Below are 20305 nucleotides of genomic sequence, written 5' to 3'. Positions count from 1 at the left end.
ATCTAACATCTAACATCTAAAATTTCCGTATCTTTGAAACACAAATTTTAAACAAAGAGAAAATGAATTTAGCAGACGATTCAAGAATTTGGATTTTTCAAGCCAATCGTAAATTCTCAACAGAAGAAAAGCAAGCTATTACAGCTAAACTAAATACTTTTATAGCGGATTGGAATGCGCATGGCGCTGAACTTTTAGCTGATTTTGATTTACCTTATGATCAATTTATTGTAGTTGGTGTAGACGAAAATCAAGCGACAGCAAGTGGTTGTTCTATCGATAAATTAACGAAAATCGTACGCGAAATTGATGCAGATTATTCGTTCGATTTATTGAACAGAATGTTAGTTTCGTATGAAAATGAACAGGAAGTTTTTATCGAAAAATTACCAACATTCAAACAAAAAGTAAAAGAAGGAGAAATCAAAAATGTAAAAGTTTTCAATAATGGAATTTCTTCTTTGAATGATTTTAAGCAAAATTGGTTATTACCGATTGAAGAAAGTTGGGCGAAAACATTATTAAATTAAACGCTTAAAATCCAAAAAATATTAAAGCCGAGTTTAGAAATAAGCTCGGTTTTATTTTTGATAAAATATTGTTTAAAAAACACTATTTTTACGTAATAATAAATTAAAAATACTATGAAAAACAAAGGATGTCTTATTGGCGGAGTGATTCTTTTACTTCTTGCAGGAATCGTTTTCTGGGGAATTGGAGTTTCGAATACGATCAAAACAACAGACCAAGGTGTGCAAAAACAATGGTCGAATGTAGAAAATACATATCAAAAACGTTCAGATTTAGTTCCAAATTTAGTGAACACGGTAAAAGGTGCTGCGAATATGGAAAAAGAAACGTTAACAGCTGTGATTGATGCACGTGCAAAAGCGACTTCTAATCAAATTAAAATTGATGATCCAAGTCAATTAACAGATGCAAATATTGCGAAATTTCAACAAGCTCAAGATCAATTAGGATCTACATTAAGCCGCTTATTGGTTTCTGTTGAAAAATATCCAGATATTAAATTCAATCAAAACTTTACTTCTTTACAAGCAGAATTATCTTCTATCGAACAAGAAGTTTTATTTGAAAGAAAAAAATACAACGATGCTGCAGAGAAATTTAACAACATGATTGTAACTTTCCCTAACAGCTTAATCGCTGGTTTTACAGGTGCTACGAAAAAAGGTTATTTCAAAGCTGCTGCAGGATCTGAGAATGCTCCTAAAGTAGAATTCTAATCATTATGGGAAATAAGAAACATAAATTTCTTTCCTCTAATGATGAAAAAAAAATAATCGAAGCCATCCAAAAAGCGGAGAAAAATACAAGTGGGGAAATTCGAGTTCATATTGAATTCGAATCTTCTCCCAATCATTTTGACAAAGCTTTAGAAGTTTTCGAGCAATTGGAAATGCACAAAACCAAAGATAGAAATGGTGTGTTGTTTCATGTTTCACCAACCGATCATAACTTTACAATTATTGGTGATAAAGGAATTGATCAAGTGACACCAGATGATTTTTGGGATGATATAAAAGAAGAGGTCATCAAGCATTTCAAAAAAGAACATTATGTAAAAGGGCTTTGTGAAGGAATAAAAAAAACAGGCAAAGCACTTAAAAAATATTTTCCTTATCAAGAGGATGATACAAACGAATTACCAGATGAAATTAGCTACAGTTAAATACTTTTTTCTAACTTTTTTTCTTTCAATTTTAACCGTTTTTGGGCAGACACCGGATGAATTGGTGAAGATGGAACATCCGCCTAAAAAGCTTGTGCAAGATTATGCACATGTTTTTGATGCAATGCAATTGGATGAATTAGAACGAAAATTAGTAGCCTATGATGATTCAACATCTACTCAAATTTTGGTATTAACAGTGAAGTCTCTAGATGGTTATCCGTTAGAAATGTTTGCAAATGATATTGGTGAAAAATGGAAAGTTGGTACACAAGGAAAAGATAATGGAGTTGTAATTGTTTTAAGTGAACAAGATCGTAAGATTACGATTAGAACAGGTTATGGAGCTCAAATTTATTTACCGCCAAGTGTCAACAAATCGATTATTGACAATGTTATTATTCCGTATTTCAAACAAGGTGATTATGCTGGTGGAATAAATGCTGGAGTCAATTCTATTTTTCAAGCTTTTGCAGGAAAATATAAGCAAGACAAACCAAAATCGCAAGAACCAGAAATGGATTGGCTTGCATTGATTTTTGCCATAGGATTTTTCATTTTTATCTTTATTATTATTTCGAAAGGTAAAGGAGGAAATAATGGAGGAAATGGTGGCAGACGAAGAAGTTTGTTAGATGATATTATCATTATGAACACAGGAAGTTCTGTTTTCGGTGGCGGAGGTTTCGGCTCAGGAGGTAGTTCTTGGGGTGGATCATCTGGTGGCGGAGGCGGCTTTGGTGGTTTCGGAGGCGGAAGCTTCGGAGGCGGAGGAGCATCTGGTAGTTGGTAGAAATACTATTTTGATTAATGAATTTTAAAATTGTCACAAATATTGAAACTGATATTTTTTATTTAATTATTAATGAATTAGTAAAAGATAAATGGAAAATTATTTGTGAATATGATGATGAAATTTTTGATAAATCAATTGATTTCGACTTTTACAAATTAGCTAAAAATGAAAAAATAATTTTGTTTGCTTGGGACAACTGGTTTGAAGGAGAGATAAAAGCTGAAATTGAAATTCTAAAAGAGTTAGCTGTTCAATATAAGTTTGATTTAAACTTTAATGAAGCAAATTTTCTTCAAGATGAATATATTACAGAAAGAATGAAAAATCTTTTAAAATTTCACGAATAAACCCAAAAATCCGAACGAAACCGTTCGGATTTTTTTATGACTGAACATTATTCGTTAAATTCGTTTTCTAAATCAGTTTATGGAACTTCTCAATCATATTTACACCAATCAACGCAGCAATACAAACGATACGTCGGATGCGAGATCAGAATATCAGCGTGATTATGATCGTATTATTTTTTCGTCTGCCTTTCGTCGTTTGCAGAACAAAACGCAAGTTTTTCCTTTGCCAGGAAGTGTATTTGTCCACAATCGATTGACGCATTCGTTAGAGGTTTCGTCTGTTGGACGCTCGATGGGAAATTTGGTAGGAAAGTTTATTTCCGAAAATTATAAATTAACAAAAGAATCACAAGAATTTTATAAATATAGTATTCACGATGTTATTTCAGCGGCATGTTTGTGTCACGATATCGGAAATCCAGCTTTTGGACATTCGGGCGAAGATGCGATTGCTTCTTATTTTGATCGTCATGAAACAGATTTGAAACAATATTTTACTGAATCCGAATGGGCTGATTTAATCAATTTTGAAGGAAATGCGAATGCAATCCGAATTTTAACGCAACAACAAAACGGAAAATCGGAAGGAGGTTTACGTTTGACATATTCTACGTTGGCTGCGATTGCAAAATATCCGTGCGAATCGGTTGCGAAAGATAAAAGTCAATTGCATCGAAAGAAGTTTGGTTTTTTTCAGGCTCAAAAAGAAGCTTTCCGAACGATTGCTGAAAAAACAAATATGATTTTGGAACAAGATTCGCCAATTATTTACAAGCGACATCCGTTTGTCTGGTTGGTAGAGGCGGCTGACGATATTTGTTATTCGATTATTGATGTCGAAGATTCGCAACGTTTAGGAATTATTGACCATGATAAATGCCGAAAATTATTCTTGAATTTAGTTGAATCTTTAGATCCATCTCAAATTGATAAAACAAAAAATACACTAAAATCTATTTCAGATAAAAATGATCGAATTGCGTATTTACGTGCAAAATCAATTAATTTATTGACGCAAAAATCAGTTGAGGTTTACCAAAATAATTTTGATCAAATTGTAAAAGGAGAATTTAAAACGGCGTTATTAGATGTGATTAAAAATGAAACGGAACAAGTAACGAAACGAGTTTTAGACGAAATTCAACGTTTCTCGATTGAAAATATTTATAATCATCGTTCTGTTCTCGAAATTGAAAATGCAGGTTATAATGTAATGTCAGAATTGCTTTCGCAATTTATTCCTCCAATTTTAAAAGATGAAAAAGAACGCAAAACGTTTGAGAAAAAAGCCTTGCGTTTAGTTCCTGCTCAGTTTTTATATGAGAAAGGAACAAAGTATCAAAAGGTAATGGGAATTTTGGATTATGTTTCGGGAATGACTGATAATTACGCAACAGAATTATATCGTCGTATCAAAGGAATCGAAATTGGAATGACGATTTAAGTACGAAGTTAGAAATACGAAGCTCGAATTTAGAGAAATTGTCATGCTGAACTCGTTTCAGTATCTCATCAAAAATTAGCGAATTTGTTATTCCGACGAATGGAGGAATCTATAGATTCTTCATTTCGCTGAAGCTATATTCAGAATGACAAAAAATAATGAATTCTACGTTTCGTAAACTAGATAACTAATTTCTAGTCTCGAATAACGAATAACTAAATAACATCACACAATAATGAAAAATGTAACAATACGAGAAGCAAGAAAAGAAGATTGTCCTCGAATTTTAGAGTTAATTCACGAATTAGCTTTATACGAAAAAGCACCAGACGAAGTAACGGTAACCTTAGAAGAAATGGAAGAATGCGGGTTTGGAGATAAACCAGTTTGGGGTTCTTTGGTTGCAGAAGTGGACGGAAATGTGGAAGGAATTGCGTTGCATTACGATCGTTATTCGACTTGGAAAGGACGCAGATTATATTTGGAGGATTTGATTGTAACCGAAAAAATGCGCGGTTCTGGAATTGGTAAATTATTATTGGATGAATTAATTGTTTATGGAAAAGCGAATAATTACCACGGAATGGTTTGGCAAGTTCTGGATTGGAATGAACCTGCAATTAATTTCTATAAAAAATATAACGCAGATTTTGATCCAGAATGGATTAATGTTTCGGTGAATTTTTAATAACAAAAAACTCCAACTTGATGAAAAGTTGGAGTTTATATTTTTGCTTAACGCTATTTCATAAAACTTTCATACCATTTCCATAAAATAATTCCTGTACAAACCGAAACATTAAGCGAATGTTTTGTTCCTGATTGTGGAATTTCGATACACGTATCACATTGATCAATGATTGATTGTTGCACACCATCAACCTCATTTCCCATCACAATTGCATATTTCTGAGATTGGTCAACTTCAAATTCATTTAACAAAACAGAACCTTCCGTTTGTTCAATCGTTACAATTTGATAACCATCTTCTTTTAATTTAGCAACCAATTCATTCGAATCTTTCACATATTCCCAATCAACAGAATTTTCTGCACCAATGGCCGTTTTATGAATTTCTTTATGAGGTGGAGTTGCTGTAATTCCACACAAATAAATTTTATCAATTAAAAATGCATCCGAAGTTCTAAAAACTGCACCAACATTGTGCATACTTCTCACATTATCCAACACCACAACAATCGGGTGTTTTTCAATAGCTTTATATTCTTCCGCAGAAACGCGACCTAATTCGTCTAATTTTAGTTTTCTCATCACTTCGTTTTTAACTAACTTAGCTGTTCAAAATTTATAATAATTTGACAAAAGTAGTAAAGAATAAGGAAACTCCTCTAATGAAACAATATAACACCATCAAGGCGAAATATCCTGATGCAATGTTGTTGTTCCGTGTGGGAGATTTTTACGAAACATTTGGAGAAGATGCTGTGCGAGCTTCTCGCATTTTAGATATAGTTTTAACAAAACGCGCCAATGGTTCTGATAATAGTGCTTTGGCAGGGTTTCCTCATCATAGTTTGAATACTTATTTACCGAAATTGGTGAAAGCCGGTTTACGCGTTGCAATTTGTGATCAGCTCGAAGATCCAAAGATGGTAAAAGGTATCGTAAAACGTGGTGTTACAGAATTGGTAACGCCTGGTGTTGCGTTGCAAGATGAGGTTTTATCGTCAAAATCGAATAACTTTTTGATGGCTGTTCATCAAGGTGATAAAGCTTTTGGAATTGCGTTGTTAGATGTTTCGACAGGAGAATTTTTGGTTTCGGAAGGACAAGAAGATCAAGTAGCGAAAATTATTCAATCGTTTCGACCAAGTGAAGTGATTTACCAAAAACGTGTTAAATATAATTTTTCTGATGTCAAAAGTAAATTTTTGTTGGATGATTGGGCTTTTCAATATGATTTTGCAGTTGATAAATTAACCAATCTTTTTAAAACTAAGAATCTAAAAGGTTTTGGAATTGAGGATTTAAAAGATGGAATCATTTCTGCGGGTGCAATTTTAGCTTATTTGGATGACACACATCACTTCGAAATTCAGCATCTAACATCTATTCAGCGTCTTAATCAAGATAGTTTTGTGTGGATGGATCCATTTACGATTCGCAATCTCGAATTGGTTTATTCTCCACATCCAAAAGGTGTTACGTTATTAAATGTTTTAGACGATACCAAAACTCCGATGGGAGCACGTTTGTTGAATCGTTGGATGGTAATGGTGTTGAAAGATTTGAAATCAATTCAACGTCGTCAAAATATTGTCGAATACTTCTACAAATTTGGAGATTTACGTTACGATTTGCGAGAAAAATTAGGTCAATTAACCGATTTAGAACGTTTGGCTGGAAAAGTTTCGACAGGTAAAATTACACCTCGTCAATTGCAACAATTAGCACAAAGTTTGAAAATTTCGGAAGAAATAAAAGAAGTTGCTGAACAATCGAATATCAAAGAAGTTGCAGATTTATTTTCTCGAATCGAACCAATTGATCATTTAACACAAAAGATTTTTGATACACTTTCTAACGAGCCTCCGCATCAAATTGTAAAAGGAAATGTAATTAGAGAAGGTGTTTCAGAAGAATTGGATCGATTACGAAAAATTCAGTTTTCTGGAAAAGATTATTTGGATCAAATGTGTCAACGCGAAACAGAACGAACTGGAATTTCGTCCTTGAAAATTGCATTCAATAATGTGTTTGGTTATTATATTGAAGTTCGAAATACGCACAAAGATAAAGTGCCAGAAGAATGGATTCGTAAGCAAACTTTGGTGAATGCAGAGCGTTATATTACCGAAGAATTAAAAGAGTACGAAACACAAATTCTTGGTGCAGAAGAAAAAATTCTTGCTATAGAAAATCAATTATTTATTGAATTGTTACAAGAAATTATCACTAAACTTTTACCGATTCAACAAACGGCAAAAGCAATTGCATTTTTGGATGTTTTGTCAACTTTTGCAGAAATAGCAGAGAAAAATAATTACACAAAACCTTCTCTTAATGATGGTTTTGAACTAAATATAAAAGAAGGTCGTCATGCTGTGATTGAGCAACAATTACCAATTGGTGAACAATATGTGTCGAATAATGTTGAGTTAAATTCGGATCATCAGCAAATTATTATGATTACTGGACCAAATATGTCTGGTAAATCGGCGCTTTTACGTCAAACTGCTTTGATTGTTTTGATGGCGCAAATGGGAAGTTTTGTTCCAGCTCAAGCTGCAGATTTAGGAATCATTGATAAAGTTTTTACTCGAGTTGGTGCTTCAGATAATATTTCATCAGGTGAATCGACATTTATGGTCGAAATGAATGAGACAGCAAGTATCTTAAATAACATTTCGGAACGAAGTTTGATTTTATTGGATGAAATTGGTCGAGGAACTTCGACTTACGATGGAATTTCGATTGCATGGGCAATTGCAGAATTTTTACATCAAAGTGCCTTGAAACCAAAAACATTGTTTGCAACGCATTATCATGAATTGAATGAAATGTCAAAATCGATGGAACGTATCAAAAACTTTAATGTTAGTATCAAAGAAACAAAAGATACAATATTATTTTTGAGAAAATTAGTTCCAGGAGGAAGTGAGCACAGTTTTGGTATACATGTTGCTAAAATGGCTGGGATGCCAAAACGAGTGGTGGACAGAGCAAATGATGTGTTGAAAATTTTGGAAGCAACGAAAACAGATGAAGGAATCTCGAATAAAACGGAGAAAATAACGCAAGATAATATGCAATTAAGTTTCTTTCAGTTAGATGATCCAATTTTAGATTCTATAAGAGAAGAAATTCTGAACACAGATATCAATACGTTAACACCTGTTGAAGCATTGATGAAATTGAACGAAATCAAAAAGAAACTTGGTAAATAAACTTAAAAATATGAAGAAAATAATTTTAACTGTAGCAGGAGCTTTAGTATTAGCTTCTTGTGCTACAAACCCTGTTACCGGACGTAAATCGTTGTCATTAGTTTCTAATGCAGATTTATTTCCGACAGCTTACAATCAATATTCTCAGGTTCTTAAACAAGGGAAAGTAATTACAGGTACTGCCGATGCTAAAATGGTGCAAACAGTAGGGGAACGTTTAAAATATGCCGCTGAAAAATATTATCAAGAAAAGGGAATATCTTCTCAATTACAAGGTTATCAATGGCAATTTACGTTGTTAAATGCAAACGAAGTAAATGCATGGTGTATGCCTGGAGGTAAAGTTGCGGTTTATTCAGGTATTTTACCTGTTACCAAAGATGCAACGGGATTGGCTGTTGTTTTAGGTCACGAAATTGGTCACGCTTTGGCTGGTCATAGTGCGGAGCAAGCTTCTCAGCAAATGGCCGCACAAGGTTTAGGACAAATAGTTGGTGGATCCATTGGAAATGCAGAATATGCAAAAGTTTTTGAACAATTATATCCTGTAGGTGCACAAGTTGGTTTACTAAACTATTCTCGTAAAATGGAATTAGATGCTGATGTTACAGGATTGTATTTAATGGCGATGGCGGGTTATGATCCTTCTCAAGCAATTCCTTTTTGGGAACGTATGGCGGCGAAAAGTGGAAATGCAGGAGTTTCAGAATTCTTGAGTACTCACCCTTCGGATGCGACGCGTATGGCTAAAATAAAGGAAGCCTTACCAACTGCTTTAGCATATTACAATGCAAGTCCGTATAAAGAAAAATAGAATAGTTTTTATTCATTTGTAAAATATAGGCGAGTTAATTTGATAAATTGATTCGCTTTTTTTATATTTAGTATTCAAAACCACAATTAAAATTAAAATGATTAACAATTTTAGAATCAATTCGTTTTCTGAATATAAGAAAGCGTATAAAAAAAGTGTCGAGGAGCCTGAAAAATTTTGGGATAAAATTGCTGGAAACTTCGTTTGGCAAAAGAAATGGGACAAAACACTTGAATATAATTTTGAACAAGCAGATTTTAAATGGTTTCAAGGTGGACAACTAAATATTACCGAAAATGTTTTGGATCGTCATTTGGAAAAAAATGGAAACAAAACAGCTTTAATTTGGGAACCAAATAATCCTTTAGAAGAATCTCGAATTATTACATATCGTCAATTGCATTCAAAAGTTTGCCAATTTGCGAATGTCTTAAAAAATAATGGCGTACAAAAAGGAGATCGTGTGTGTATTTATATGCCAATGATTCCAGAATTAGCCATCGCGATGTTAGCTTGTGCTCGTATTGGCGCGGTACATTCTATTGTTTTTGCAGGATTTTCTTCTGCTGCTATAGCTTCTCGTATCAACGATGCGCAATGTAAGGTTTTGGTGACAGCAAACGAAGTTTTTCGTGGAACGAAATCAATTAACTTAAAAGCAATTTGTGATGAAGCCTTAAAAGATTGTGCTTCTATTCAGTCGTGTATCGTTTATCGTCGTGCTATCGAGCCTACTTCTATGGTTGGTGGACGTGATAAATTTTGGATTGATGAAATGCATAAAGTAGACGATAATTGTCCTGCGGAAATTATGGATGCTGAAGATCCTTTGTTTATCTTGTATACTTCTGGTTCTACGGGAAAACCAAAAGGAATGGTGCATACATGTGGTGGATATATGGTGGAAACGGCTTATTCGTTCGATAATATTTTCCAAATGGAACACAACGATATTTATTGGTGTACAGCAGATATCGGTTGGATTACAGGACATAGTTACATTATTTATGGACCTTTGGCTTGTGGAGCAACTTCGGTAATGTTCGAAGGAATTCCAAGTTTTCCAGATTTTGGACGTTTTTGGGAAATTGTCGAAAAATTAAAAGTGACACATTTCTATACAGCTCCAACAGCAATTCGTTCGTTAGCTCGTGAATCGTTAGATTATGTCGAGAAATATGATTTATCAAGTCTTAAAGTTTTAGGATCAGTTGGTGAACCAATTAACGAAGAAGCTTGGCACTGGTTTAATGATTATATTGGAAAAGGAAATTGTCCAATTGTGGATACATGGTGGCAAACAGAAACAGGATCTATTTTGATTTCGCCATTAGCAGGAATTACGCCGCTTCGTCCAACGTTTGCAACATTACCGCTTCCTGGAATTCAGCCAGTTTTAATGGATGAACAAGGAAAAGAAGTAGAAGCAGTAAATGAAAAAGCAGAAGGACGTTTAGCAATTAAATTTCCTTGGCCATCTATGGCTCGTACTATTTATGATGATCATAAACGCTATGTAGAAACTTATTTTTCAACATTTCCGGGCTATTATTTTACAGGAGATGGAGCGTATCGTGATGTAATGGAAAATTATCGAATTACAGGACGTGTAGATGATGTGGTGATTGTTTCTGGACATAATTTAGGAACTGCGCCAATAGAAAATGCGATAAATGAACACGAAGCTGTAGCGGAAAGCGCAGTTGTTGGCTATCCTCATGATATCAAAGGAAATGCATTATATGCTTTCGTGATTTTACAAGATGGAGTACAAGGTTCACCAGAACTTGAAGCAGAAATAAAAAATGGAGTTTCTAAATTAATTGGAGCAATTGCAAAACCAGATAAAATACAGTTTGTTTCAGGTTTACCAAAAACGCGAAGCGGAAAAATTATGCGTCGTATTTTGAGAAAAATTGCAGGTAACGAAACTGATTTTGGCGATACTTCAACATTATTAGATCCAGATGTTGTAACTGTTATTCAGAAAGGAAAAATTTAAAGTAAGGCTGAGGTTAAGATTTAGCCTAAGTTTATCAGAATAATTTTCAAAACAAAAAGCATTACCCAAAAAGTAATGCTTTTTTGGTTTGATTATTTTGGATAAATTTTCTCTTCTAAATTTCCTTTATATAGCCGATATTCAATGCATTTTTTGTAATTTTGTTGACTTTTTAAAGGTATGATAAAAATTTCACCAGTTTTAGAATCGTATTTAGATCATCATGTGGATCAAGAACCTGAAATCTTGAGCCGTTTACGTGTTGAAACTTATCAATGTACAACGCAGCCACACATGATTTCGGGAGAATATCAAGGTCGTTTGTTAAGTATTTTGTCAAAGATTTTAGCCCCAAAAACTATTTTAGAGTTAGGAACTTTTACAGGTTACGCAACATTGTGTTTGGCAGAAGGTTTGATTGCTGATGGAAAAATCATTACGATGGATAAAAATGATGAATTGGAATATTTGTGCAGAAAATATTTTGATGAATCTGAATTTGCTTCAAAAATTGATTTTAGAATCAATGATGCACGCGAAGAATTAGAAACAATCGAGAAAAATTCTGTAGATTTAGCTTTTATTGATGCTGATAAAGAGAGTTATCCTTATTATTTTGAAAAAGTTTTAGAACTTTTACGTCCAGGAGGAACCATGTTAGTTGACAATGTTTTGTGGTACGGAAAAGTAATGATGGAAGAGGAAGATAAAAAAGATCCTTCGACAAAAATTTTGAAAGAATTTAATGAAATGGTAACGAAAGACAAACGAGTAGAGTCGATAATTTTACCAATTCGTGACGGAATTACGTTAATTCGAAAAAAATAATGAAGTACGCCATTTGTCAAGTAAGTGTTGCGCCATTGCGCTACGAAGCAAGAGATTCATCAGAAATGGTGAGTCAGGTTTTGTTTGGAGAAAAGTTGATTATTTTAGAAGAATTAGAAAAATGGACTAAAGTTCAGTTAGCTTTTGATGGTTACGAAGGTTGGCTAGATCCAAAACAAATTGTAGAAATTTCGGAAGAAGAATATAATAAAGATTCGATCGAGAAATTTGCAATTAATCCGTATAATCATGCGATGGAAAATGGCTTGCCAATGACGTTGACAATTGGAGCTGAGGTTCGTACTTTGAATGAAAGTAAAATCAAAATTGGTCCAAAATGTTTTGAATATTTTGGGGTATATACGTCTGGTAAAAAATCAAAAGATCAATTGGTAGAAATTGCAAAAGCCTATCTAAATGTACCTTATTTGTGGGGAGGAAAATCTTCGTTCGGTATTGATTGTTCTGGTTTAACGCAACAAGTGTACAAAATAGGTGGCTATAAAATTCCAAGAGATGCTTATCAACAAGCGGAAATGGGTGAAGTTTTGAGTTTTGTAGAAGAAGCAGAACCAGGTGATTTAGCTTTTTTTGATAATGCAGAAGGTCTAATTATTCATGTCGGAATTATGTGTGGCAATGGAAAAATTTTGCACGCACACGGAAAAGTTAGAATTGATCCAATCGATACAAATGGAATTTTCAATACCGATTCTCAAAAATATTCGCATAAACTGCGATGCATTCGAAAATTAATTCCTTAATAATAGAGCAAAAATCATTTCGAAAGAAATGATTTTTTTGTTTTAATTGAAATCAAATCTAAATAGGATATAATCAAGTATTAAACTATTTTTTAATTGGATTTAGCTGTAACTTTAGTAAACACTAATCGATTGAAATAATGTCTATAAAAATTCCTGAAAATTTAAAAGGGTTATCTGATTCTGAAGTCAAAAAAGCTCAACAACAATACGGAGATAATGCTATAAAGGGTGAACAGAATTCTGCTTGGTATAGTTTATTATTTGATATTCTAAAAGAACCAATGACGCTAATTTTGATTGCTGTATCAATTATTTATGTGTTGGTTGGTGATTTGGGCGAAGCTGCATTTATGTTTGTGGCTATTGTTGCTGTGACAGGAATTTCATTTTACCAAGGTTCTCGTAATCAAAAAGCTCTGCAAGAGTTAGAAAAGTTGAACGAACCTTTGAGTTCAGTTATTCGTAATGGACGATTAGTTGAGATACCAACACACGAAATTACAATTGGTGATTTGTGTATTACGGAAGAAGGAAAAATGATTAATGCGGATGGAAATATTGTTCATAGTAATGATTTTTCGGTGAATGAATCGGCTTTAACAGGCGAAAGTATGTCAGTTTTTAAAGATATAGATCATCCAGAAATTTACAGTGGAACTTTGACAGTTTCTGGTTTGGCTATTTTTGAAGTGACAGCCATTGGAGCAGAAACGAAGTTGGGAAAAATAGGAACGTCAATTTTATCTATAAAAGAAGAAAAATCGCCTTTGCAATTGCAGATAGAAAAATTTGTGAAAGGAATGGCAATCATTGGAATTATTGTTTTTGCAATGGTTTGCGGATTCAATTATTTTCAAACAAAAGACATTGTAAGTAGTTTATTAAACGGTTTGACTTTGGCAATGTCTATTTTACCCGAAGAAATACCAGTTGCATTTACTACATTTATGGCATTGGGTTCATGGAAATTATTACGCGAAGGAATTATTGTAAAAAAGAGTAGCGTTGTCGAAACTTTAGGAAGCACAACTGTTATTTGTAGTGATAAAACAGGCACAATTACCGAAAATTCGATGAAATTGAAAGCGATTTATGATGCAAAAATGTCTACGGTTTTTGATGAAATTCAATTCAATGATGTCGAAATTTCTAAGATTATACAATATGCGATGTGGAGTAGTGAACCTGTTCCATTCGATCCAATGGAAAAAACGTTGCACCGAGTTTACGAACAAACACAGGTTGATGAGCGCAATCAATATCAAATGTTTTTCGAATATCCTTTATCTGGAAAACCTCCGATGATGACGCATTGTTTTAAAAATAAAGATAATCAACGAATAATTGCGGCAAAAGGTGCTCCAGAAGCTATTTTACAAGTTTCGAATCTTTCTGATCAACAAAAAGATCATTTACGAAACGTTATTCGCGATTTTGGAACAAAAGGTTTCCGACTTTTGGGTGTTGCAAAATCTACTTTTAATTCAAACGATTTTCCAAAACAACAACAAGATTTACCTTTTGAATTGTTAGGTTTTGTTGTCTTTTATGATCCGCCTAAAAAGGGAATAAATGAGGTTTTCGAGAAAATATATAATGCCGGAATAAAAGTAAAAGTAATTACAGGCGATAATGCCGAAACTACGATGAGTATTGCGAATCAGGCAGGAATTATTCATGCTGAAGATAGTATTACAGGAAGTGAAATTACACAACTTTCTGAAAAAGAATTATTAAAAGCAGCCGACGAAAAAGTCTTATTTGCACGAATGTTTCCCGAAGCAAAATTAGCCGTCGTGAAAGCTTTGAAAGAGGATGGAGAAGTAGTTGCAATGTTGGGCGACGGAGTAAACGATGGACCAGCATTGAAAGCCGCACACATTGGTGTTGCAATGGGCGAAAAAGGAACTGAAATAGCCAAACAAGCTGCGCAATTAATTTTAACAAATGATGATTTAGGAAAATTAGTTATCGGAATAGCTGCTGGAAGACGCATTTATACGAATCTTAAAAAAGCTGTTCAATACATTATCTCGATTCATATTCCAATTATATTAATTGTTTCATTGCCGTTGTTTTTAGGTTGGGCTTTTCCGCAAATTTTCACACCGGTTCATGTTATTTTCTTAGAATTGGTAATGGGACCAACCTGTTCTATTGTGTATGAAAACGAGCCTTTAGAGAAAAATTCTATGAACGAAAAACCTCGTCCTATGACGGAAACTTTTCTGAATTGGAAAGAACTTTCAACAAGTATTATTCAAGGAATTATCATCACATTAGGATTGCTTTTTGTTTATCAATACACTTATCAGTTAGGCGGAAATGAAGAGAAAACCCGAGCAATGGTTTTTACAACGTTGATTTTCTCAAATGTTTGGTTAAGTTTAACGAATAGATCGTTTTATTATAGCTTGTGGTCAAGTTTTAAAAATAAAAATAATTTAATGGTTGGCGTTACAATTCTTACATTGCTTATACTTTTTGCAATACTGTATATAAAGCCAATTTCTTTATTTTTTAAAGTTTCTTCGTTGAATCTAAAAGAATTAGGAATGGCGATGCTTGTAGCAATGTTATCTGTATTGTGGTTTGAAGTTTATAAATGGATTAAACGTAGGAGAAAAAATTGAGTAAAATGGTAATATTTAGGTTTATTGATTCGTTATAACGAATCAATAAACTCAACTGTTTTTGCCAAAGTCGGCGTCCTATTCTCTTTGTAAGGTGTATGTTTTGCATCAGGAACAAGATAACTTTCTTTTCTTCCTTTTACATTGTTGATAATTCCATTTACTTGCTCAATCGAACCATATTCATCATCAATTCCTTGAATAACCAAAGTTGGACATTCGATGTTTTGCAATTCTTTTCGAATATCAAAATCAATAAAATCTGGGCGTAACCAAGTTTCTGTCCACATCTCAAAAACTTTCTGCGTTTTATCGCCATGATATTTTGTCAAACGTTCTTTCAAATTAGTTTCTGCATATGCAATTTTTGCATCTCTGATTCCTTGTAAAGAAATTTCTTCTACAATAATGTGCGAACCAACTACAACAATTCCTTTTAAATTTTGATGATATTTCGAAGCATAAAGTAACGCAATCGATCCGCCATCGCTATGTCCAAATAAAATAATGTCTTTGAAGTTGAAATATTGAACCAAATCATTTAGAAAATCTGCTTCATCATGCATGTAAGTCAATTCGCGACGATCAATGGTAAAAGGCGACGATTTTCCATAACCTTTTCTATCGTAGATGAATAAATTACAATTTGTTTTTTCGGCAACTTCTTTTGGGAAATCTCTCCAAAGTTGGGTGCAACCTAAGGAATCGTGTAAAAAAATAAGTGTTGGATTTTCTGGATTTATTTCGTGGTGAACATAATGAATATTGGCGTTGTTGATTTCTAAACTATTTTCTATTTCCATTTTATGTAGTGATTTTTTCGAAAGCTAAAGATAACAAAAATGCCTCGATTTTATTTATTCGAGGCATTTATATCATGATGATTAAAAATTATTATTTAATAAAATCTGTAATAATTTCTAAGGTTTTTGCTTTTGCAGTTTCTAAATCGTCGTTCAATAAAATGATATCAAACTCTTTAGCTTTTTCCATTTCAATTCCTGCTTTATCAATACGTTGTTTCAATTTATCTTCGCTTTCTGTGTTGCGAGAAATTAAACGTTCTTTCAATATTTCCAAAGATGGAGGATTTACAAATACTGTTAAACATTGATCTCCGTACAATTTTTTGATATTCAATGCACCAATAACATCAATATCAAAAATTACAGAATTTCCTTCAGATGTAATGCGATCAACTTCCGATTTTAAAGTTCCGTAAAAATTATCGCGGTAAACTTCTTCGTGCTCTACGAATTCGTCGTTTGCAATTTTTGCCTTAAATTCTTCTGGTGTTAAGAAATAATAGTCTTCTCCGTGAGTTTCACCTTCGCGTTTATCTCTAGTTGTACAAGAAATAGAAAATTTGATATTCTCCAATTGTTCTAAAGCGTAACGAACCAAAGTTGTTTTTCCTGCGCCTGATGGAGCCGAAAAGACGATTAATTTTCCTTTTTTCATTATAAAATGTTTAACGATTGTTCTTTAATTTTTTCTAATTCATCTTTCATCTGAACAACAATTTTTTGCATTTCAGAATGATTTGATTTAGAACCTAATGTATTGATTTCACGACCAATTTCTTGCGAAATAAATCCTAGTTTTTTTCCATTTGATTCAGTTCCAGCTAATTCTTTTAAGAAATATTCGCAATGGTTTTTTAGACGAACTTTTTCTTCTGTGATATCAAATTTCTCCAAATAGAAAATTAATTCTTGTTCGAAACGATTTTGATCAACATCAACTTTTAATTCTTCTAAACGTTTATTGAAACGTTCTTTTATAGTTTCAATTCGTTCTTTTTCAAAAGGGACAACTTGTGTTAAAAGCTCAAGAATGTTATTCAAGTTTAAAGTCAAATATTTCTCTAAAACTTTTCCTTCATCTAATCTAAATTGATTTAATGCGTCGATCGCATCAATAATTGTTGCGCGAATTTGATTCCATTCGTCTTCACTCAAATCGTCTTGCGTGTACGAAATAACGTCTGGAAGGCGCATTACTACAGGCAATAATTCACCATCAGTCACATTTGGTGTGATTGATTTAAATTCTGCCATATAACTTTTGATTAATTCAGCATTTATATTTTGATTTCTTGCAGCAGGATTTAACTCTACTAACATCGAAAAATCAACTTTTCCACGTTGAACTTTTTCTGAAATAAGGTTTCTGATTTCTAATTCTTTTTCACGATAAAAAGAAGGAATTCTCGTGTTTAAATCTAGTGTTTTACTGTTTAAAGAACGGATTTCTATCGTTACTTTTTTCTCAGGTAATTCCAATACGGATTTACCGTAACCTGTCATAGATGCTATCATAATTGTAAAATTATGCGAACAAAATTACAATAAATTAACGTAATGCGAACTGAATTATCATCTTTAATCATTTTAAAGTTTAACATTTTGCTAAAATTTTGATGAACTTAAAACATTTATCTTTAACAAAAAACAAACTAAAAATAACTATGACAAATCAAGAATTGTACAAAGGAATTGCAGAGGATGGATTGAGTTTACCTTCTACAATGGGAATTTTTCCTTCGTCGAAAGATTTTGTATTTTCAAGAGAATCAATTGAAAAAAGTCTAAAATCAACCGATTATTTTCAATTAATCAATTTTGATCTTATCGAGATTGATAAAGACGAAAATGGAGCTGTAAAGCAAGAATATCAACTTGTAGTGTCTTATTTGGAGGAAGAATTTGATGTGAATTTGTATGTTGTGGATGCGAGAAGTAACGATTATTCTGAATTTGGTTTTGGAAATATGATTTCGGACGAAGAAATGGAAATTGCAACGCAACAAGATTTTTATTTGGAATCTGTGATGTATTTTGGAAATGATGCATTGGATAGTTTTCATTTGCAATTAAAAATTATGCAAGCAATTGTTGAAAACCCGTCTATTGTTGTCGATTTTATGCCTTATCGTTTGCTTTCTGGTAAATGGGCTAAAGTGACAGCAGAGTCAGAAATTCCGCCTGCGCCTTCGTATTTATATGTGATTCATGGCGTTTATGATGAGGATGAAAATGGCGATCGCGTGTATTGGATGCATACGCATGGTTTGCATCGTTGCGGTTCTGTGGAGTTGGAGATGTTGAACATCAAAGATGGAGTAGAGCAGATGAATTCGGCTTTGGATATGATTGTAAATGCGTTTATCAAACCAGATTTTCGTTCGCCAGAAAATGAAGAATTTAATATTGGTTATGATGGTTTGGATATTACATTTTGTTGGAAACGTTGGGAAGATGTGGTGAAAGATTATCCTGCTAAAATTCCTGGAGGTTACAATGAACGTCAGCCAGAAAACGAAAATTATGAACCTTGTGGCGTTTTGTTAGCGGTGCAAGAAGGACATACATTGACACCAGAAGTTTATGCGGCGACAATTGCAGATAATCCGATTTTCTTTATCAGCGATCAGGAAACGGAACGAATGTCAGCCTTGGCTTATCAACGTTTTGAATTGTATAAAAAAGCATTTAACACATATTTTAATCCAGAAGCAGATGAAGAAAATTATTATCGATTTTTAATTAAATTAGGATTTGATGTCGATCATGAAATGAATAAGGAACACATTTGGTTTGATGTGTACGGAATCAATGAGAACAACGAAATTTTTGGCGTTTGTTTGAATCGTCCTTATGCTGTAGAAGGTTTGAATGAAGGAGATGAAGGTCTTTATCCGCAAGAAATGATTACCGATTGGTTAATTTACACGCCGACAAACACCATCACTCCTGATAATATTTACACTATTGATTAATCAAAGCACCATTTTTCCATACATTTGTTGGTTGTAATTGTCCTTGATAATAGATAATATTACGATAATCGAAGGTAGAGAAGCTGATAAAATCGGCTTTTTTACCTTTTTCTATTGTTCCACGATCAGCTAAATTTAAAGCCTTTGCAGCACGAAAAGTAATTGCAGCTAAAACTTCTGCCATTGATAATTTCTCAAAAGTAGCCAAAACAGAAGCTTGTGTAAGAAGATTTCCCATTGGAGCTGAGCCAGGATTCCAATCCGAAGCAATCGAAACGCAACAACCAGCATCTAACAATTTTCGAGCAGGTGCATATTGCATTCCCAAACCGATAGAAGCGCCAGGTAAAACAGTTGCAACAACATCAGAATTGGCAAGTTTTTTCACTTCTTCTTCTCCTGAAAATTCTAAATGATCTGCACTCAAAGCATCGAATTTTGTAGCTAAATAACTTCCTCCAGCTGTAAATTGATCAGCGTGAATCGTAATATCAAAACCTTGATTTTTTGCTTCGTTTAAGAAATAATCGCCTTCCTCAACAGAGAAAGCAGATTGTTCCACAAAAATATCGATACGATTTGCTAAATCATCAGATTTTAATTTAGGAAAAACTTCTTTCACCAAAAGTTCTAAATATTCTTTGTTCGAACCTTCAAAATCTTTTGGTTTCATATGCGCACCTAAAAAAGTAGGAATCAAATCAATCTCACTTTCTTGATTCGCCATATTTATCGCTTCTAACATTTTAATTTCACCCTCAACAGAGAGAGCATAACCAGATTTTACTTCAGCAGTTGTGATTCCTTGTTTAGCTAATTGGGCAATATGTTTTAGCGTAATATCTTTCAGTTCGTCAACTGTTTTCTTACGTGTTTCTGTCACAGTAGACCAAATTCCACCACCACTTTCGGCAATTTCTAAATAGGTTTTTCCGTCCAAACGCATGGCGAAATCTTTGGCACGATTTCCTCCAAAACAAACGTGTGTATGCGAATCTACAAATCCAGGAAGAAGAATTTGTTCCGTTTCGATATGTTCAATTTCGATAGTTGGATGTTGTTGAGAAAGCGTTTCGAAATTTCCTATTTCTACAATTGTTTCATCATCAATAATAATTCCTCCATCTTCGAGAACTTCGACTTGGTTTTCGTGAATAGCACCTTTTAAAGGTAAATTGGCAAGTGTTATAATTTGTCTGAAAGGACCGATTAATTTCATTTTTGTTGTTTTATAACACAAGTTTACGAAATTTAAGGGAGAATTTGTAGATAAGCTGAACTTGTTATCA

The 20305-nt window shown here is 33.4% G+C and carries 19 protein-coding genes; 14 read left to right on the top strand and 5 right to left on the bottom strand.

Annotation, left to right across the window (positions count from 1 at the left end; all coding sequences use genetic code 11):
* Positions 1–62: 62 nt before the first annotated feature.
* The 7 genes from B2X73_RS09000 to B2X73_RS08970 all read left to right on the top strand — a co-directional run bounded on the left by B2X73_RS09000 (position 63) and on the right by B2X73_RS08970 (position 4971).
* Complete coding sequence (locus B2X73_RS09000; protein ID WP_125348739.1) at positions 63–530, top strand: ABC transporter ATPase; 468 nt, start codon at positions 63–65, stop codon at positions 528–530.
* 114 nt (positions 531–644) lie between these two features.
* Positions 645–1247 (top strand): LemA family protein, encoded by a 603-nt coding sequence (locus B2X73_RS08995; RefSeq protein ID WP_180904995.1) that lies wholly within the window; start codon positions 645–647, stop codon positions 1245–1247.
* 5 nt (positions 1248–1252) lie between these two features.
* Complete coding sequence (locus B2X73_RS08990; protein ID WP_291066886.1) at positions 1253–1693, top strand: TPM domain-containing protein; 441 nt, start codon at positions 1253–1255, stop codon at positions 1691–1693.
* Positions 1674–2486, top strand: a complete 813-nt coding sequence (locus tag B2X73_RS08985) for a TPM domain-containing protein (RefSeq protein ID WP_280036030.1) — start codon at positions 1674–1676, stop codon at positions 2484–2486. The genes B2X73_RS08990 and B2X73_RS08985 overlap by 20 nt, the downstream gene beginning before the upstream one ends.
* 17 nt (positions 2487–2503) lie before the next feature.
* A complete protein-coding gene (locus B2X73_RS08980; protein ID WP_221854340.1) occupies positions 2504–2836 on the top strand; it encodes a hypothetical protein in 333 nt (110 codons plus the stop codon).
* A gap of 79 nt (positions 2837–2915) precedes the next feature.
* Positions 2916–4283, top strand: a complete 1368-nt coding sequence (locus B2X73_RS08975) for a deoxyguanosinetriphosphate triphosphohydrolase (protein ID WP_291071818.1) — start codon at positions 2916–2918, stop codon at positions 4281–4283.
* Between the two features lie 235 nt (positions 4284–4518).
* Complete coding sequence (locus tag B2X73_RS08970; RefSeq protein ID WP_115001464.1) at positions 4519–4971, top strand: GNAT family N-acetyltransferase; 453 nt, start codon at positions 4519–4521, stop codon at positions 4969–4971.
* Positions 4972–5024: 53 nt separating this feature from the next.
* On the opposite strand, the gene B2X73_RS08965 is transcribed toward B2X73_RS08970, so the two are convergent.
* The gene (locus B2X73_RS08965) at positions 5025–5555 is read right to left on the bottom strand and encodes an RNA methyltransferase (protein WP_125348748.1); all 531 of its coding nucleotides are present in this window, start codon (positions 5553–5555) and stop codon (positions 5025–5027) included.
* Positions 5556–5635: 80 nt separating this feature from the next.
* Here B2X73_RS08965 and mutS point away from each other — a divergent pair, with 80 nt between their 5' ends.
* From mutS to B2X73_RS08935, 6 genes are all read left to right on the top strand, one after another.
* Entirely contained in the window at positions 5636–8191 is a 2556-nt protein-coding gene (gene mutS, locus B2X73_RS08960) for a DNA mismatch repair protein MutS (RefSeq protein WP_286494675.1), read from the top strand.
* Between the two features lie 10 nt (positions 8192–8201).
* Positions 8202–9005: a M48 family metallopeptidase gene (locus tag B2X73_RS08955; RefSeq protein WP_219033622.1), complete on the top strand. Its 804-nt coding sequence runs from the start codon at positions 8202–8204 to the stop codon at positions 9003–9005.
* A 97-nt stretch (positions 9006–9102) separates the two neighbouring features.
* Entirely contained in the window at positions 9103–11007 is a 1905-nt protein-coding gene (acs, locus tag B2X73_RS08950) for an acetate--CoA ligase (RefSeq protein WP_280037598.1), read from the top strand.
* A 180-nt stretch (positions 11008–11187) separates the two neighbouring features.
* Positions 11188–11835: an O-methyltransferase gene (locus tag B2X73_RS08945; RefSeq protein ID WP_286494672.1), complete on the top strand. Its 648-nt coding sequence runs from the start codon at positions 11188–11190 to the stop codon at positions 11833–11835.
* Positions 11835–12599, top strand: coding sequence for a C40 family peptidase (locus B2X73_RS08940; RefSeq protein WP_219033619.1), 765 nt, complete (start codon positions 11835–11837; stop codon positions 12597–12599). Before B2X73_RS08945 ends, B2X73_RS08940 begins: the two co-directional genes overlap by 1 nt.
* 140 nt (positions 12600–12739) lie before the next feature.
* A complete protein-coding gene (locus B2X73_RS08935) occupies positions 12740–15235 on the top strand; it encodes a cation-translocating P-type ATPase (RefSeq protein WP_286494670.1) in 2496 nt (831 codons plus the stop codon).
* 32 nt (positions 15236–15267) lie between these two features.
* Here the strand turns inward: B2X73_RS08935 and B2X73_RS08930 are convergent, their stop codons facing one another.
* From B2X73_RS08930 to B2X73_RS08920, 3 genes are all read right to left on the bottom strand, one after another.
* Positions 15268–16038 carry an alpha/beta fold hydrolase gene (locus tag B2X73_RS08930; protein ID WP_221854348.1) on the bottom strand — a complete coding sequence of 257 codons (771 nt, stop codon included), beginning with the start codon at positions 16036–16038 and terminating at the stop codon, positions 15268–15270.
* A 91-nt stretch (positions 16039–16129) separates the two neighbouring features.
* Entirely contained in the window at positions 16130–16696 is a 567-nt protein-coding gene (gene gmk, locus B2X73_RS08925) for a guanylate kinase (protein WP_221854349.1), read from the bottom strand.
* Positions 16696–17556: a YicC/YloC family endoribonuclease gene (locus tag B2X73_RS08920; RefSeq protein WP_236688172.1), complete on the bottom strand. Its 861-nt coding sequence runs from the start codon at positions 17554–17556 to the stop codon at positions 16696–16698. The genes gmk and B2X73_RS08920 overlap by 1 nt, the downstream gene beginning before the upstream one ends.
* Before the next feature lie 149 nt (positions 17557–17705).
* On the opposite strand from B2X73_RS08920, the gene B2X73_RS08915 reads away from it, so the two are divergent.
* Positions 17706–19016, top strand: coding sequence for a DUF4026 domain-containing protein (locus B2X73_RS08915; RefSeq protein WP_219033615.1), 1311 nt, complete (start codon positions 17706–17708; stop codon positions 19014–19016).
* Here the strand turns inward: B2X73_RS08915 and hutI are convergent.
* Complete coding sequence (gene hutI / locus B2X73_RS08910) at positions 19006–20235, bottom strand: imidazolonepropionase (RefSeq protein ID WP_219033614.1); 1230 nt, start codon at positions 20233–20235, stop codon at positions 19006–19008. The two genes, B2X73_RS08915 and hutI, sit on opposite strands and share 11 nt — an antisense overlap.
* Between the last annotated feature and the right edge of the window lie 70 nt (positions 20236–20305).

It is taken from the genome of Empedobacter sp. UBA7252 (genome assembly GCF_002472765.1).
In the GTDB taxonomy this organism is placed as follows: Bacteria; Bacteroidota; Bacteroidia; order Flavobacteriales; family Weeksellaceae; genus Empedobacter; species Empedobacter falsenii_B.
Note: the sequence above shows the minus strand (reverse complement) of the source record. Positions and strands in the feature narration are given on the sequence as shown.